Origin of the sequence: Rhodococcus sp. (in: high G+C Gram-positive bacteria), assembly GCF_049286785.1 — a bacterium.
Lineage (GTDB): Bacteria > Actinomycetota > Actinomycetes > Mycobacteriales > Mycobacteriaceae > Rhodococcus_F.
In genome coordinates, this window is the sequence record NZ_JBAQEO010000107.1 from 1 (window position 1) to 15844 (window position 15844).

The following is a 15844-nucleotide window of genomic DNA, read 5'->3' on the forward strand; positions in this document are numbered from 1 at the left end:
GATGGGGCACGTCGCTTTGCGTTGGGGCTGTCCGTCACCCGGGCCGGCATACGAGAAGTAGGAGACCTGATCGCATTCGTAGCCCAGCCGATTCACGTCGGTCTGGTGAATCGCGCCGAGGCCGGACCGCGAGTTGATGCCGGACATGATGAAGAGCGCACCGGCCTGAGGCGGGCCCGGCTCAGGATTGTCGTAGTGACGCGTTTGCACGAAGATCACCGACGATCCGGTCAGCAGAACAAGGGTCAGCGTGAGCGCGGCGACCGGTCGGGTGAGGGGCGCACGGTCCATTGCCCATACCGTCAGTCCGGTGACGGCGGCGGAAATGGGTACCAGCAGCACTGTCAGGCCGGGCATCCGCTCGGCGACGGCACCGAGTGCGACCACGGCACCGCAGTACGGCACAATCACTTCGACGCGCAGACCGCGGCGCCACGCCCGCCCCACCGCGCCGGACAAGGTGAGCGCTCCCTGCCAGGGAACCGGGCCGAGTACGAACACCAGCACCGCGACGAGCGTCACCGCCGGCCAGAAGACCCGCGAATACAGCACCGCGTATGCGGTCGCGTCGCTGAAGGTGGCGAGGAGAACCGGACCGAACGCCGTCGCATAGAACAGTGCGGCGAAGCGTAGACGGCGTGCATCGAGTCCGCCGAGAAGCCAGGCCATCAGCATCACTCGGAGGGCGAGCAGCACGGCCAGAAGCGAGAGGAACTGCGGCCATGAATCGGTGCGTAACAGCAGAATTCGCAGGTCGGCAAAGAGGTCCAACGGGGGCAGCGCCACCAGGTGGGGCAACCCTGGCCAGGTCGGGATTACCCCGGTCACCGCGAGCACGACCACGAATGCTGCGGCGACCGCGAGGGGTGACCATCTCTTCAGATCGATCACACTGCGCTGCTCTCTGTTACGAATCCTCGCATTCTGACACAAGACTGTCGATCTCGAGTACCCATAACGCTCACGTAAATTCCCGCGATTCCACCCGCGACAACTCGTATGCCTGCGTAACGTGGCCCGGGCAGATCCGGGAGGGGATCGTGCTGCTGCGCGCGGTGCGCGATTCCCTGGGCCGTACAGAGGTGACGAAGGGGAATTGTAGTGACGAGTACGATCTCGAAAACACGTCCGGCAATGCGAGCGGCATTGGCATTCACAGGGATTATGGTGGCCGCCGGCTCATTGGCAGGGTGCACGAAGACGGACTCGGCCAGCGGGGATTCACTTCTGGAGCAGTTGCGTGAAAAGGGGACGGTCACGGTCGGCTTCGCAGGTGAGGCGCCATACAGTTTTCAACAGGACGGGGATTTGACAGGTGCCACCGTGGCGTTACACCGCGAAATCTTCAAGAACCTCGGGGTCGACAATGTCGAAGGCGTGAGTACCGACTTCGGTGCGCTCATACCGGGTTTGCAGGCCCGGCGATTCGACGTGGTCAGCGCCGGTATGTCGATCCTCCCGCAGCGATGCGAGCAAGCGGCGTTCAGCGAGCCGGAGTTCAACTACACGACGGCGCTGATGGTTCCCGAAGGAAATCCTGCCAACCTCACCGACATGCAGTCCGTGAAGGACGGCGGCGTGCGGATGGCGGCGATGACGGGCGCGATCGAGTCGGACTATGCGCAATCGCTCGGAATCGAGGCCACGCAGGTCGCATCGGCGCAGGACGGAATGGACGCGGTGGCCAATGGCCGCGCGGATGTTTTCGCGCTCACCGGTATTTCGTTGAACTGGCTGGCGAAGAACAACCCGCAGGTTCCGGTCGACGTGACCGAGTCGTTCGTTGCAGTTATCGACGGAAAGCCGCAGGTCGGCGCTGGTGGCACGGTGTTCCGTACGGAAGACACCGAATTGCGGGACGCCTACAACGAAGAACTCGCCAAGATTACGTCGGATAAGGACAAGTACCTGTCAATCGTCGGTGAATTCGGCTTCACCGAAGAGGAGTTGCCTGATCCCGAGCTCACCACGGCCAAGCTCTGCGAAGGGGTCAGCTGAGGGACCAGGTTGTGTCGGTGAATGAGAATGTCGACGCCTTCCTGGATGCGTGGCCCCGCATCCAGGAAGGCATCATCGTCACACTCGAGCTCACGGCGGGTGGGGCCCTGCTCGCGTTGGTCCTGGCGGTCGGACTGGGCCTCGCGGCCAGGGCGCATAACATCGTGATCCGCGGAGCAGCGCGAGTGTTCATCGAGTTTTTTCGCGGAACCTCACTGTTGGTCCAGCTGTTCTGGCTGTTCTATGTGGTACCACTCTTCGGCTATCTCATCGATCCGCTGGTATGCGGCATACTCGCCCTCGGGTTCAACTACGGCGCGTACGGAGCGGAAGTGGTGCGCGGAGCTATCAATTCGGTACCGACACCGCAATGGGAAGCGGCCACGGCCCTGGATTTCAGCCATTGGCAACGACTTCGGCGAGTGATCTTTCCTCAGGCATGGGCCGAGATGATTCCCTCGCTGACGAATCTGCTGATACAGCTTCTGAAGGGCACGGCGCTCGCCAGTTTCATCCTGCTGCAGGACCTCACTTTCCAGGTTGATCAGCTGCGGCGGACTACGGGAAACACGTTGTTCTCCTTCGGTGTCGGGCTCCTGATCTACTTTGTCATCGGCTACGTGCTCACGTTGCTGATGAACGCACTCGAGGTGCGGGCGAAGAACCGTCTCGGAACCGGCCCCTCGCTGCGTGAGATCTTCAGTCTCGCGCCGACCGATCCTCGGGGATTGGAGGCCGCGGAGAAATGACGGCCCAATGGAGTTGGGACCGGGCCTTCGAGGCGTTTCCGGTACTGCTCGATGGATTCAAGATCACTTTGCTGGCAACAGTTCTCGGTTTCGTGATCGCGGCGGTGCTCGGTTTGGTCATCGCATTGATACGGCATTCGGCTCCGCGTTGGATCAGTACGCCCGTTCGAGCGGTCAGCGAGTTCATCCGGTTGACCCCGATCGTGGTGCAGCTGTTGTTCGTGTACTACACGTTCACCGCTCTGTCGCCGTTGCAGATCGGTATCGCCGTTCTCGGCGTCCACTATTCGACATACATGGCTGAGGTGTATCGCGCAGGTATCGAGGCGGTGCCGGTGGGCCAGTGGGAGGCGGCGCGAGCTCTGTCGATCGCGCCGAGTCGCACATGGCGAGCCATCATCCTGCCCCAGGCCATTCGGCGGGTTGTTCCAGCACTCGGGAACTACGCCGTGTCCATGTTCAAGGACACGCCCTTCTTGTTTGCCATTACCGTGGTGGAAATGGTCACCGCGGCGCAGCAGTTCGGTGCCCGGCACTTCCAGTACCTCGAGCCGTTGACGTTGGCCGGTGTCATTTTCCTCGTCGCCAGCTACCCGACGTCGCTGCTCATTCGCCGATTGGAGAAACACCTTGCCCGATGAAGTGCCCTTTCGTGTGGCAGAACCTGATGCGAGCACCTCCACTCCGATGATCCGGTTCGACGACGTGGTGAAGAAGTTCGGTGATCACGTGGTGCTCGATCAGCTGAACTTCCAGGTCGCACGAGGCGACCGCGTGACACTGATCGGCCCGAGTGGTTCCGGTAAGACCACGATCCTGCGGCTGTTGATGACCCTCGAGAGGGTCGACGACGGGGTGATCTGGATCGAGGACGCCCGCCTCACGCATGAGGAGAAGGGGGGCAAGCTCGTTCCGGCGTCCGAAAAGTATCTGCGTCGGGTCCGCCGGCGGATCGGCATGGTGTTCCAGCAGTTCAACCTGTTCCCGAACATGAATGTTCTCGAGAATCTCACCGAGGCACCGATTCACGTTCTCGGTCTCGACAAGGTTGCGGCGGTGGCGAGGGCCCGCGAACTTCTCGACACGGTGGGGTTGTCCGACAAAGAGACGGCGCACCCCACGCAGCTGTCGGGTGGTCAGCAGCAGCGCGTGGCCATCGCCCGTGCGCTGGCGATGGACCCCGACATTCTGCTGCTCGACGAGGTGACGTCGGCGCTGGATCCGGAACTCGTGGCAGATGTACTGGACGTGCTGCGCAACGTCGCGGCCACGACGGACATCACAATGTTGATCGTGACTCATGAGATGCAGTTCGCCCGGGATGTGTCCAATCGGGTGATGATGTTCGACAAGGGCCGGGTCGTGGAGGAGGGCGATCCCGGTGCCATTTTCACTGCGCCTCAGCACGAGCGCACCAAGTCGTTTCTCCGGGCTGTCCTCGCGGACTGAACGGCGGGGGCGGCGGCCGCTCAGCGTGGGCTGCCGACGAGTTCTGGATCGTCGGCAGTCGGCTGGCGTGCGAGCCGTCCCGCCGCCCAGGCGCAGACCAGCAACTGGATCTGATGAAACAGCATGAGGGGCAGGACGACCAGGCCGATCGGCTGGCTCGCGAAGAGCACGGTGGCCATCGGCAGGCCGGTCGCCAGACTCTTCTTCGATCCGCAGAACGTGATGGTGATCTGATCGGCTCGACCGAAGCCGAGGCGCCGGGAGCCGAACCAGGTGATCGCCATGACGATCGCGAGGAGGATGATGCAGACCCCGACGAGAGCGAGGAGGCGGCCCACGGACAGCGTGTTCCAGATGCCTTCGTTCATTCCTTCACTGAACGCGACGTAGACGACGAGCAGAATCGATCCGCGGTCCACGATCTTGAGGGGTGCGCTGTGCTTCTTGACCCAGGCACCGATCCAGCGCCGTAGCGCCTGGCCGGCGATGAAGGGCAACAGCAGCATCGCCACGATGTCGAGGGCGGACGACGCGTCGAAGCCGGTGCCCGTGCTCGTCATGAGCAGTGCGACGAGGACCGGCGTTATGAAGATGCCGAGCAGGTTGGAGAACGAGGCACTCACGATCGCGCCGGGCACGTTGCCGCGCGCAATGGACGTGAAGGCAATCGAAGACTGCACTGTCGACGGCAGCAGGCAGACATAGAGAAGGCCCAGGTACAGCGGCTCGGTCAGTACAGCGGGAACCAGGACTCGTGCGGCGATACCGAGCAGGGGAAACAGGACGAACGTGGTCGCCAGGATCGTCAGATGGAGACGCCAGTGCCGGAATCCCTGCATCGCCTCCTGGGGAGAGAGTCGGGCGCCGTAGAGGAAGAAGAGGAGTCCGACCGCCACCTTGGTGGCCCACCCGAAGCCGGTCAGCGCGGTGCCCTGCGCGGGAAGGAGACTGGCGATACCCACGGTGATGAGAATCCCGAGGATGAACGGGTCCAGTCTTCCCAGTAGGGGGATCTTCGTCAGCATGTGTCGACGGTAGATTCCTCGACCGAATTTCGAAAGATGATAACCGCGTTTACTGTAATTCGATTTCGTGATAGCAATGGGTATGTTCGATCCCGTTCACCTTCGCAGCTTCCTGGCCGTCGAACAGACGCGGAGCTTCACTGCGGCCGCGAAGCGCCTGGGCTTGCGGCAATCGACCGTGAGCCAGCACGTCGTGAAGCTCGAACTGGCCGCCGGGCGGCGGCTCTTCCTGCGCGATACGCATTCCGTCGAGCTGACGGCGGACGGCTCGGCGATGGTCGGATTCGCGAAATCGATACTCGACCGCCACGACGCCGCCGCCCGATACTTCACTGACTCGAGGGTGAGCGGACGGGTGCGGTTCGGGGCGTCCGAGGACCTGGTTCTACACGAGCTGCCCCGGATCCTGGCCGAGTTCCGCCGCGGACATCCGCTCATCGATTTCGAGCTGACTGTGGGCCTGAGCGAGGTGCTGTTCCGGCAACTGCACGACGGAGAACTCGACCTGGTCTTCGGGAAGCGGCGACCGGGTGAACGGCACGGCGAGTTGATCTGGACGGACCGGCTGACGTTCCTCGCGTCCCCGGACTTCGTACTCGACCAGGACGGTCCCGTGCCGTTGGTGACCTACCCGCCGCCGTCGATCACGAGGGAAGCGGCACTCGAGATCTTGAAGGAGTCCGGGCGAGGCGCGCGGGTGACATGTGTGACCGACAGTCTCAATGGTCTGCGTGCGGCGTGCCTGGCGGGACTGGGAGTCGTCTTGCATGCGGAATCGCTGCCTCCGGCGGGCCTCGTGCCTGTTCGCACGCACTCGCGGGACGCCCTCGGTCCTGCGGGAGAGGTGGAGTTCGTGCTCGCGGCCCGGCGCACCGTACTGAGCGACCCAGAGGAAGCGTTGTGGTCGGCGATCGTCGAAAACAGTGACCGTCTACACGGATGAGGCGGGGCTACTCGACGAAACGAGTGGCCCCACCCCAGGCATCGACCGTGGTAGGTCAGAAGATGAGTACCGAGATACCGGTGGAGAGTACGAGTCCTGACATCACCGGAACGAAACACTTGCGGGCGAGTTCGAGGACCGGAACCCGGGCGAAGCCGGCCACCGCTACGAGTGAGGACCACGCGACCAGGGTGCCGCCGCCGGACCAGATGTTTCCCATCTGGCCGATTGCCGCGAGGGTCGCCGGATCCAAGCCGACCGCCGGGCCGAGCGCACCCGACAGCGAACCTGTGAGGGGCAACCCGGTGAACCCGGAACCTTCGAGGCCGGCGATGACGCCGATGCCGAGAATGACGTAGGACGTGATAAAGGCGTTCTGCGGCAGATGGGACTGGGCTGCGTTGACCAGATCGAACAGCAGTGTCGGAGCGGGGGCGCTTTCGGGCAGTCCGAGGATGGCGGCGGAGAAGTCGCCGTTGCCGATGAAGAAGAAGCCGGCGATCGGAATCACGATTCCCATTGCCTTGAAAGCGAAGACCAGGCCGTCGATCAGATGTTCCGAGGTGGTTTCGAGGAAACCCTTCTTGTCGTTGGTCGCGGCGGCCGCAAAGAGGATCAGTGCCGCGATGCCGCCCACCATCGCAGCCGCGTCACCGCCCTTGAGGTCGGGCACAACGTCGGTGAATTTTCCGACCATGAGATACACGATGAAGATGAGATACGCCACCGGGACCAGGACAGCGAATGTCCTTGCTGCCCTGATGCTCTTGAACGTGTCGTCGATGACCTGTCTCGCCGATGCGGTCACCGGCTCGGCGAGAATCGTGGTCGACGAGGCGACCGGTGTGACGGCGCCGTCTGCCACCCGGACCGAGGCGCCGCCGGGGATGGCCGCTGCCGAACTGCCGCCTCCCGATTCCGGCGCGGTGCCGTATGGCGTCGCGCCGGTGGGCTTGCCCAGATCGGTCTCGGCGCTGGCTTCCCATTCTTCGAGGAGTGCGGGAGACGGACTCCGCATCTGCTTGCGCTGGGAGAAGTACGCGATGACGAGCGCGGTGAAACCCACGATCAGGGACATGACGAGTGCGCGATCCGCGACGACGTCGGGATCGACGCCCGCCGACTTCGCGGACAGTCCCGGTGCCACCTTGATGATGTAGTCCGAGGACAAGGCCATGCCCTGGCCGCAGATCGCGATCGCGAGTCCGACCGTCATGGGCGGCAGTCCCGCACGAATGGCGACCGGGATGAGAACGGCCCCGATCAGCGGCACCGCGGGCGTGGGCCAGAAGAAGAGCGAGATCGTGTAGGTAACCGCGGCGAGAACGATGAAGCTGCTGGTTCCGCCGCGCATCACGCGCCGGAACGGAGCAACCATGAGTCGGTCGGCGCCCATCTGGCGAAGCGCTCCGAGCATGGCGGTGACCAAGGAGATGATGAGGAAGATGTTGAACAACTCGCGGGCCGCCACCAGGCTCGCGTTGAAGATCGAGGCCAGCCCGATCACGATGCTGTCGGAAAAGACGAACGCGGTGAGGAATGTGCCGATGACGGCGGGGACGACGATATTCTTTCGCATCAGCATCGTCACGAGGATGACGACAATTCCTGCGAGGTAGATCCAGTGTGCGGCGGTGAGATTTACATCCACGTTGCGCCCCTTCGGAATAGTGAGAGCTTAGTGCCGATAATCACAGTGGAGTGATAGTGCGCGGGCCGTTTTGCAGGGGCAACAGCCAGTGTGCACATGGGCAGACAGCATATTTGTGCAATGTGCCTGGCATTTTTCGTCAGGATTTCTTGTTGTCACGGCGAAGTAAAGGAATGCTCGAATGCGTCGCCTATTCCGGAATGCGCTGTTCATAATTTGGATTGCCTAACCGAAGTGGCGTTGCCGGGCGCGGTAGTTTCACAGTCGGGCACAAGCACCGCAGAGAAGGAGTTTCGATCGAAAGTGGACGCATCATGAAGACGGCGGTCGATACGGATCCCTCCCCGCTCACCGGTGAACCAGGGCCCGGAACCAGTCCGGCACTGGCGGCATTGCTCGCCGGAACCTTCGTCGGCACCGTCAGCAACAACATCGTCAACGTGCCACTGCATGCGATCATCACGGATTTCGACGCAAGTCTCGGCAGCGGCATCTTCGTCGTCGTGGGCTTCCTTCTGACATTCGCCGCGACGATGCCCGTCGCCGGGTGGATCGGTGACCGCTTCGGTCGGCGGCGTGTCTATTGCGCGGCCCTGCTCGGCACCGCCGTGTGCTCTCTGGGCGCGGCACTTGCCCCGTCCCTCCCCGTTCTGGTGCTGTGGCGATCGATCGGTGGAGTCGCGGCAGCCGCATTCGCTCCAGCTGTGATGGGTCTGATCGCGTGGCTGTTCGGGCCGGCCCGCCGAGCGCGCGCCATCGGTGCGTGGGCCGCCGTCAACGGAATCGGACAGGCTGTGGGTCCGTCCATGGGCGGTGTCGTCAGCGACTGGTGGGGCTGGCGCTGGGCATTCGTGCCACTCGTTCCGATCGCACTGATCGGCTTCGCAGCGACGATGCGGTACATCCCCCGCTATCCGGGAAAGAAGATGCACCTCGACGTGATGGGCGCGGGTACCGTCACGCTCGGCGCGGCCCTGCTCATTCTGGGCATCACGATGATTTCCCAGGCGCAGGTGCCGGCCGCGGCGAGCGCCGCACTGGTGGCCGGTGGGCTGGCCACGCTCGTTCTCTTCGTCGTCCACAGCTTCCGTGTGGACGACCCCTTCGTGCCCATCCGACTCGTACTCGAATCACGTTTCCTGCGTAGTGCATTGGCGGCCTTCACCCAGATGTTCGTCCTCGGGGCTCTGTTGCTGGCGCTCCCGCTGTATCTGACGGGCACTGGAAGCTCGACGACCCAAGCAGGCCTGATGCTGTTCGTGCTGCCCGTGGTCATGACGTGTGTTGCACCCGTCGTCGGCCGAATCGTAGACCGCATCGGTGGTCGCGTGGTGATGCGTACCGGTCTGATCACGCTGATCGCCAGTCAGGTCGCGCTGGCGATCACGCTGTCCGCCGGAGTCCGGAACCCACTGGCGATCGGCGCGGTTCTCCTCGGGGCCGGTGTGGGCATCGGGATGGTGCAGACACCCGCAGCCGCCGGTTCCACCCGCTCACCCGCCGGCGCCGTCGGCACCGGCCTCGGGTTGTTCAACCTCGTTCGTTTCGGCGGGTCCGCGGTCGGTGCGGCGTGGGTCGGTGTGGCCGCGCATATTTCGGCCGAACCCTACCTGCTGCTGTTCGTGGTGGCGGCAGTAGTGGCGTTGGCGGGACTTGCCGGTACTTTCATCGGAGAAGACCCGGTCTGAGTATCAGTCGGCCACGATCTCGAGGCTCACCGACTTCTGGACACCGGCCAGCAGATCGAGGCGTAGTGCAAGCCAAAGGGTGAACTGGTTCTCGGGCTCCCGGATGTCCATGCCGATGAGCCGGGACGTGCGGTCTATCTTCGCGATCATGGTGTTGCGGTGGATGCCGAGACGTCGCGAGGCGGCGTTGATGTTGCCGCCTTCCTCGAGGTAGGCGAAGAGTACATCTTCGCTGCCCGTACCGGAATGCGAGGTGCGCAACGGCCCGAGTACGTCGCGGATCAGTCGGCGACTCTCCTCCGTGTCGGTCACCCTGGCGAGAACGCTGAACCCACGCAGATCGTTGTAGGCGACGGATCCGGAGAGCCTCAGTCGCTGGGCGATCCCCAGCGTGATCCGGGCCTCGCGATAGCTTTCGCCAATGTCACGGGCTCCGGCGGAGGGGCGGCCGTGTGCCACCGGAATTCGCTGGCCCAAACGATTTTCGAGATCCAGCGACATGGCATGCGCGTACTCGGAGATCTCGCGTTCGACGTGCGGACCGTCGGTGGTACTCAGCGAGCGGACCACCACCAGCACATCGCCGATCACGGTGACGTGGGAGCGCACTCCGGAACCCGGCAAGACTCCGGCGGCGTATCGCGCCAGCCGCACCATACTCGCCCCGGGTTGGCCCGAGCGATCCACGAGGCCGGGCGCGACGAAGACGATGTATTGCAGATCCAGATCGATCTCGTGCAACGCCGCGCGAGTGCTCAGGTCGTGATCGTTGGCGAAATTGCCGTGCACCAGCGCCTGGACGAAGTCACCTCGTGCCCGTTCTTCGGCCTCCTCGACGCTGCGCTGGCGAAGCATTTCCGTGCCGATGATGGTGCCGGCCTGCTCCACCACGACCTGGTGTTGCGCGAGATCATGCCGCCGCGGATGTGCACCGGACACGATGACCACGACCCAGCCCTCGTACCGGCCGGCCAGTTGCATGGCGCCCGCGACCGCCGTCGTGGGTGGAAAGAGGCCGTCCGGGTGTTCCAGGCGGTGGACATGGACGCTGTGCGCGTTGGCACGCGAGGACTCGTCCAATCTCGGCAGTACCGCGGCGAGTGACTTCAGTAGTGCGAGGGACGCGGGCGAATCGACGTCGGGAAGCCCGGCGTGGGCGAGGAGCCTGCCTCTGACATCGAGGGCCACAGCCATTTTCGATGTCAGCGCCGCTACCTCGCGAATGAGCATGGGAAGGCCCGCGCCCCGGTGCAGGAGACCCGCGAGAGATCGGTGGACGGTGAGCGCATACCGCATGACGTGGGCTTCCTGCGTAAGGGCCCTTTCGGCGAGGAGTCGGTTGAGGGCGCTGAATCCCACGGGGAATCCCAGTTCTACGACCGCTAGTCCGGCAGGCCACGCCATGTCGGGCGCCGACCCGTCGACCACCAGCACGCTTGCCCCGCGCGCCACCAGCGACTCGAGTTCACGTCCGTGCGCGGACAGGGTCTCGGGCCGCGTGTAGACGGCGACGTCGGTCAGCGAGTCGGGTCGGCTCATCACCTCGCCCCACGGTAGGCACCACGCGACGGTGGCTCCGAGCGCTTCCCTCCCGGACAGCACCCGCGCCGACGCCAGCAGGGGCTCCTCCAGAAGGCTGCGTCCCGACAGACGCTCGTCCTCTGCGTGTGATGTTGTCGCAGTGTCCACTGCAGAGCCTCCTCGGTGGCGACGAATGTGCAGTATGACTGAGCCACCTTGCACGGCCACCTATGCACTATGCCCTGGTTTCGTCGGGTTTGCAGGTTATCTTGACCATGGTTACCCAGCGGTGCCGGTGATAGAAATCGGTGCATCAACTTGCTCCCGACGATCGCAAACGGAGAAGACATGCACCAGGTCCATCGGATCAACCTCGACGACGCGCTGCCTCTCCTGGCGGCCGGGCGGGCCAAAGCGGAAGAACTCGGCGTCAAGCAGACACTGTGTGTGTGCGACGACGGAGGCAACGTTCTGGCATTGCACCGACTCCCGGGAGCACGCCTCACCGGTGTCGACATCGCGATTGCCAAGGCCTTCACCGCGGCCGGCCACGAGCGTGCCACCCACCTCTTCAACGAAGCGCCGGACGGGCCCGCGTTGCCAGGTAACGAAGCATTCGGTATCAGCCACATGCTGCCGGGTAAGTTCGCCATCTTCGTCGGTGGCTTTCCGCTCGTCTTCGACGATCAGATCGTCGGCGGAATCGGAATCAGCGGCGGAAACGGCAAGCAGGACAAAGCTGTCGGGGCGGCAATGCTCGCCGAGTTCGAGGCCATCGCCGTCGTCCGTAGCTGAGGGCCTGCCTCCGGCCTCTGCAACATGCACACCGAATCCTCTCCGTCGCAGCCACTCTGACCGTGGCACGGCTCCCCGAGAGCCGCTAGCGTCGATTCCACTCCATTCGGAGCGAACCTCAACCGATCCATTCTCTCCATTTCGAGAAAGACGAGGCACATCATGACCGAACTTCTGGGCAGGGACGAATTTCGCGCAGCTCTCGAGAACGCCATCAAGGGCCGGGAGGCGAAGAACGCGTCGTTCAGCAAGGCATGGGCCGAGGGCAAGCTCGAGAAGCACCACTTCGCGCGTTGGGCCGAAAACCACTACCACTACGTCGGACCGTTTGCCGACTACCTCGCGAACATCTACTCGAACACCCCCGACAACTTCACGAACGCCAAGGATTTCACCCTCCAGAACATGTACGAGGAGGAGCTGGCAGACATCCGGCACACCGACCTCCTCATCAAGTTCGCCGAAGCCTGCGGCACCACCAAGGAGCGGGTCGAGGACCCGTCCAACATGAATGCGATCACTCGTGGTCTGCAGTCCTGGTGCTACGCCGTCTCTCAACGTGAACACTTCGTGGTCGCCACCGCAGCCCTGGTGGTCGGCCTGGAATCGCAGGTTCCGAGTATCTACAAGAAGCAGATCGTTCCGCTTCGCGAGGTGTACGGATTCACCGAGGACGAGATCGAATTCTTCGACCTGCACATCACCTCGGACGTCGTACACGGCGAGCGCGGATACCAGATCGTGCTCGACCACGCGGATACGCCTGCGCTGCAGCAGCGTTGCCTTCAATTGGTGCAGTGGGGTGCCGAGATGCGCTTCTCGTACACCAAGGGCCTGTACGACACCTACGTGTCGCCTGAACTCGAGCTCGCGAACGCCTGATCGTGCCGAGGGGGAGCCGCGAGTGGGCTCCCCCGGAGCATGCTTCTCGCCCGAACAGGAGACAGCGATGGAAACGAACTGGACTCGGGTAGCCACCCTGCGCGAACTCGGCCGCCGGCGGAAGCTCCGGGTCGATGTCGGTGAGACCGCCGTGGCACTGTTCCAGGCCGACGACCGGATCTACGCATTCCACGATCTGTGCGTCCACCAGGACCGGTCGCTCGCCAAAGGCACCCTGCTCCATGGCCGTGTCATATGTCCGGGCCATCAATGGGCCTTCGACCTCGACACCGGTTACGAAGAAGAACAGGACCTGTGCCAGCCGACCTATGCGGTGAAGGTCGAAGACGACGCCGTCTATGTGGATCTCACCCGCCGCCCCGATTACGCCGAGACCGCCTTGCCTGGAGCGCCGGCCTCGCCGGCCGAAGTCGACTGAGAGAGCGAGTGACACCATGACGCTGAAGACCATCGTCACCATCGGTGCCGGCCAGACCGCTGCGGTAGCGGCGCGCACACTGCGGCGCCGCGGCTTCGACGGCAAGATCTTGCTCATCGGTGACGAGCCGCACGCACCCTACCAGCGTCCTCCGCTGTCGAAGGAATTTCTTGCCGGGCACGACGATCGCGACTCCTTGATACTCCTCCCCGACGCGTGGCGCGATAAGCAGAACGTCGAACTCCTCACGGGCACCACCGTGACGCGGATCGACTCGAGTTCCGCGGCCGTCGAACTATCCGACGGGAGGAGTATTGCCGCCGATGCCGTACTCATCGCCACCGGCGGACGTGCCCGCACGATGGAGGTGAGCGGTCCGGCACCCGAACGTGTGCACTACCTGCGGACCATTGGTGACGCCGAACGCCTGGCTGCCGAACTCCGGCCCGGTACGCGGCTTACGCTCATCGGCGGCGGGTTCGTGGGCCTCGAAATCGCTGCCACGGCCGTGGCCCTGGGCGCCGAGGTCACCGTCCTCGAGGCGGACCGGGTGCCGCTCGCCCGCATCCTCGGACCCGAGATGGGTGAGGTGTGCACCCGCCTGCAGAGGCAGAACGGCGTGACCATCCGCAGCGGTGTCCGCGTCACCGCAATCATGACTCGTCCCCGCGACGTGCATATCGCACTCGACGGCGGCGAGGTGGTGGAGGCCGACGTCGTGGTGGTGGGCATCGGGATCATCCCCAATGTCGAAGTGGCCCAAGCGTCCGGTCTCGCCGTCGACGGTGGCATTCTCGTGGATGCCCAGGGGCGTACGTCGTCGCCGAACATCTACGCCGCGGGCGATGTGGCGGCGCGATTCTCCGATGCGGCCGGCAGGCACGTACGCGTCGAACATTTCGACAACGCCAGCAAGCAGGGCGCCGCCACCGCGAATCTGATGTTGGGACGCGCCGCTGTCGTGGATCCTGCCCACTGGTTCTGGTCGGACCAGTTCGGCAAGAACATCCAGTTCACCGGTAGTAGTGCCCAGTACACCCACCTCGTGTTCCGCGGACGGGTCGAGGATGGCGAGTTCACCGCCTTCTATCTGGACGGCGGCCGGGTCCGGGGCGCATTCGCCCTCGACCGTGGTGAAGACATGGGCGCGGCCCGAGAACTGATCGGTCGGTCGATCGCCCCGGCGCGTCTGGCGGACGAGGATATCGATCTGTTCGACCTGATGGATGAGGACGACGAGAAACTGGTGACACTGTCATGATCGAAGGATTCAACTACATTGACGGACAGTGGGTTCCGTCGGCGTCCGGTGCTACTTTCGAGCGGCGCAACCCGGCCGACCGATCCGATGTGATCGGTGTGTTCCCCGACTCGACGTCCGCCGACGTCGATGTCGCAGTGACTGCTCTCGCCAAAGCCGCGCCGCAGTGGGCTGCCACTCCGCCGGAGCGCCGCGGCGCCATTCTCGAAGCCGCAGCAGCACACCTCGAAGCGCGCGCCGGCGAACTGATCGGCGAGCTGATTCGCGAGGAAGGCAAGACGCGGGCGGAGGCGACCATGGAGGTGAGCCGCACCCCGATGAATCTCCGTTTCTACGCGGGGGAAGCCCTCCGCACCACGGGCAGCACCTACCCGACGCCCGGTGAGGGACTGGTGATCACGCTGCGTGAGCCGGTAGGCATAGTTGGTGCGATCACGCCGTGGAACTTTCCGCTCAACATTCCGTCACGCAAGCTCGGACCGGCTCTGGCCGCCGGAAACGTGGTGTTGTTCAAGCCGTCCGAGCTCACACCGCTGATGGGTCAACGCCTGGTCGAGGCGTTGCTCGCCGGGGGTCTTCCGGCTGGGGCGATCGCCCTGGTGCAGGGATCCGGCAGGGCCGGAGCGGCCTTGGCAGCGGACGAGCGAGTCGACGCCGTGACGTTCACGGGATCGACCCGGGTGGGCCGAGCGATTCACGCGGTGGTTGGGCCGTCCCGCCGTAGCCAGCTCGAGATGGGTGGCAAGAATCCCGTCGTGGTACTCGAGGACGCGGATCTGGACAGGGCGGCCGCGTTGATCGTCAAGGGTGCGTTCGGATTATCCGGCCAGGCGTGCACCGGCACGAGCCGGGTGATCGCCGTCGACGCCATTCACGACGCGCTGCTCGGGAAGGTGACGGCATTGGCGTCCGAGATCGTCGTCGGGCCTGGTGGAGAGCCCGGCATCGGGATGGGACCGCTTGCCAGCGAAGGCCAGTTCGAGAAGTTTCTCGACTACGTCCGTATCGGTCGCGAGGAAGAGGCCGAACTGGTCTGTGGCGGTTGCGCTCTCGAAGGTGATGGCGGATTCTTCGTTCGGCCCACCGTGTTCGCCGGCGGCAGACCGGACATGCGGATCGTAACCGAAGAAGTCTTCGGACCGCTGCTCGTATTCCTGCGAGCGTCCGGCTTCGACGAGGCGGTTGCGCTCGCCAACAACACGGAGTTCGGGCTCAGCGCAGGAATCGTCACGGGTGACGTCGCCAAGGCTCTCGCCTTCGCCAGCCGCTCCGAGACCGGCCTCGTCAAGATCAACCAACCCACCACCGGCATGAGCATGAACGCCCCGTTCGGCGGCTACAAGGCATCGAGCACGCAGACCCACAAGGAGCAAGCGGGCGATTCGATGATGCAGTTCTACCAATCCGAGAAGACCATCTACCTCAGCCCTTCGGCTTGAGATC

General features: G+C 64.0%; 14 protein-coding genes and 1 pseudogene. 11 read left to right on the plus strand and 4 right to left on the minus strand.

The window, feature by feature from the left end; translation table 11 throughout:
- Positions 1-891, minus strand: a pseudogene (locus WAW17_RS04100) (hypothetical protein); the annotation flags it as partial.
- A 243-nt stretch (positions 892-1134) separates the two neighbouring features.
- On the opposite strand from WAW17_RS04100, the gene ehuB reads away from it, so the two are divergent.
- From ehuB to ehuA, 4 genes are read left to right on the plus strand one after another with little or no spacing between them, the layout of a single operon-like run.
- Entirely contained in the window at positions 1135-1998 is an 864-nt protein-coding gene (gene ehuB, locus WAW17_RS04105; protein WP_422331763.1) for an ectoine/hydroxyectoine ABC transporter substrate-binding protein EhuB, read from the plus strand.
- Positions 1999-2015: 17 nt separating this feature from the next.
- Positions 2016-2747 carry an ectoine/hydroxyectoine ABC transporter permease subunit EhuC gene (gene ehuC / locus WAW17_RS04110; RefSeq protein ID WP_422331735.1) on the plus strand — a complete coding sequence of 244 codons (732 nt, stop codon included), beginning with the start codon at positions 2016-2018 and terminating at the stop codon, positions 2745-2747.
- The gene (ehuD, locus tag WAW17_RS04115; RefSeq protein ID WP_422331736.1) at positions 2744-3388 is read left to right on the plus strand and encodes an ectoine/hydroxyectoine ABC transporter permease subunit EhuD; all 645 of its coding nucleotides are present in this window, start codon (positions 2744-2746) and stop codon (positions 3386-3388) included. Before ehuC ends, ehuD begins: the two co-directional genes overlap by 4 nt.
- Before the next feature lie 46 nt (positions 3389-3434).
- Entirely contained in the window at positions 3435-4196 is a 762-nt protein-coding gene (gene ehuA, locus WAW17_RS04120; RefSeq protein ID WP_422331764.1) for an ectoine/hydroxyectoine ABC transporter ATP-binding protein EhuA, read from the plus strand.
- A 20-nt stretch (positions 4197-4216) separates the two neighbouring features.
- Here the strand turns inward: ehuA and WAW17_RS04125 are convergent, their stop codons facing one another.
- Positions 4217-5221 carry a bile acid:sodium symporter family protein gene (locus WAW17_RS04125; protein ID WP_422331737.1) on the minus strand — a complete coding sequence of 335 codons (1005 nt, stop codon included), beginning with the start codon at positions 5219-5221 and terminating at the stop codon, positions 4217-4219.
- Positions 5222-5303: 82 nt separating this feature from the next.
- Here WAW17_RS04125 and WAW17_RS04130 point away from each other — a divergent pair, with 82 nt between their 5' ends.
- Positions 5304-6164: a LysR family transcriptional regulator gene (locus WAW17_RS04130; RefSeq protein WP_422331765.1), complete on the plus strand. Its 861-nt coding sequence runs from the start codon at positions 5304-5306 to the stop codon at positions 6162-6164.
- 55 nt (positions 6165-6219) lie between these two features.
- Here WAW17_RS04130 and WAW17_RS04135 read toward each other — a convergent pair whose 3' ends face one another.
- Complete coding sequence (locus WAW17_RS04135) at positions 6220-7815, minus strand: hypothetical protein (protein ID WP_422331738.1); 1596 nt, start codon at positions 7813-7815, stop codon at positions 6220-6222.
- Between the two features lie 314 nt (positions 7816-8129).
- On the opposite strand from WAW17_RS04135, the gene WAW17_RS04140 reads away from it, so the two are divergent.
- A complete protein-coding gene (locus WAW17_RS04140) occupies positions 8130-9503 on the plus strand; it encodes an MFS transporter (protein ID WP_422331739.1) in 1374 nt (457 codons plus the stop codon).
- 3 nt (positions 9504-9506) lie between these two features.
- Here WAW17_RS04140 and WAW17_RS04145 read toward each other — a convergent pair whose 3' ends face one another.
- Positions 9507-11192: a PucR family transcriptional regulator gene (locus WAW17_RS04145; protein ID WP_422331740.1), complete on the minus strand. Its 1686-nt coding sequence runs from the start codon at positions 11190-11192 to the stop codon at positions 9507-9509.
- 180 nt (positions 11193-11372) lie between these two features.
- On the opposite strand from WAW17_RS04145, the gene WAW17_RS04150 reads away from it, so the two are divergent.
- From WAW17_RS04150 to WAW17_RS04170, 5 genes are all read left to right on the plus strand, one after another.
- Positions 11373-11819: a GlcG/HbpS family heme-binding protein gene (locus WAW17_RS04150; protein WP_422331741.1), complete on the plus strand. Its 447-nt coding sequence runs from the start codon at positions 11373-11375 to the stop codon at positions 11817-11819.
- Between the two features lie 162 nt (positions 11820-11981).
- Positions 11982-12701: a TenA family transcriptional regulator gene (locus WAW17_RS04155; protein WP_422331742.1), complete on the plus strand. Its 720-nt coding sequence runs from the start codon at positions 11982-11984 to the stop codon at positions 12699-12701.
- A 67-nt stretch (positions 12702-12768) separates the two neighbouring features.
- On the plus strand, positions 12769-13140 hold the full coding sequence (locus WAW17_RS04160) for a Rieske (2Fe-2S) protein (RefSeq protein ID WP_422331743.1): 372 nt from the start codon (positions 12769-12771) through the stop codon (positions 13138-13140).
- 16 nt (positions 13141-13156) lie between these two features.
- Positions 13157-14401, plus strand: a complete 1245-nt coding sequence (locus WAW17_RS04165) for an NAD(P)/FAD-dependent oxidoreductase (RefSeq protein ID WP_422331744.1) — start codon at positions 13157-13159, stop codon at positions 14399-14401.
- Complete coding sequence (locus WAW17_RS04170) at positions 14398-15840, plus strand: aldehyde dehydrogenase family protein (RefSeq protein WP_422331745.1); 1443 nt, start codon at positions 14398-14400, stop codon at positions 15838-15840. Before WAW17_RS04165 ends, WAW17_RS04170 begins: the two co-directional genes overlap by 4 nt.
- The last annotated feature ends 4 nt before the right edge of the window (positions 15841-15844 follow it).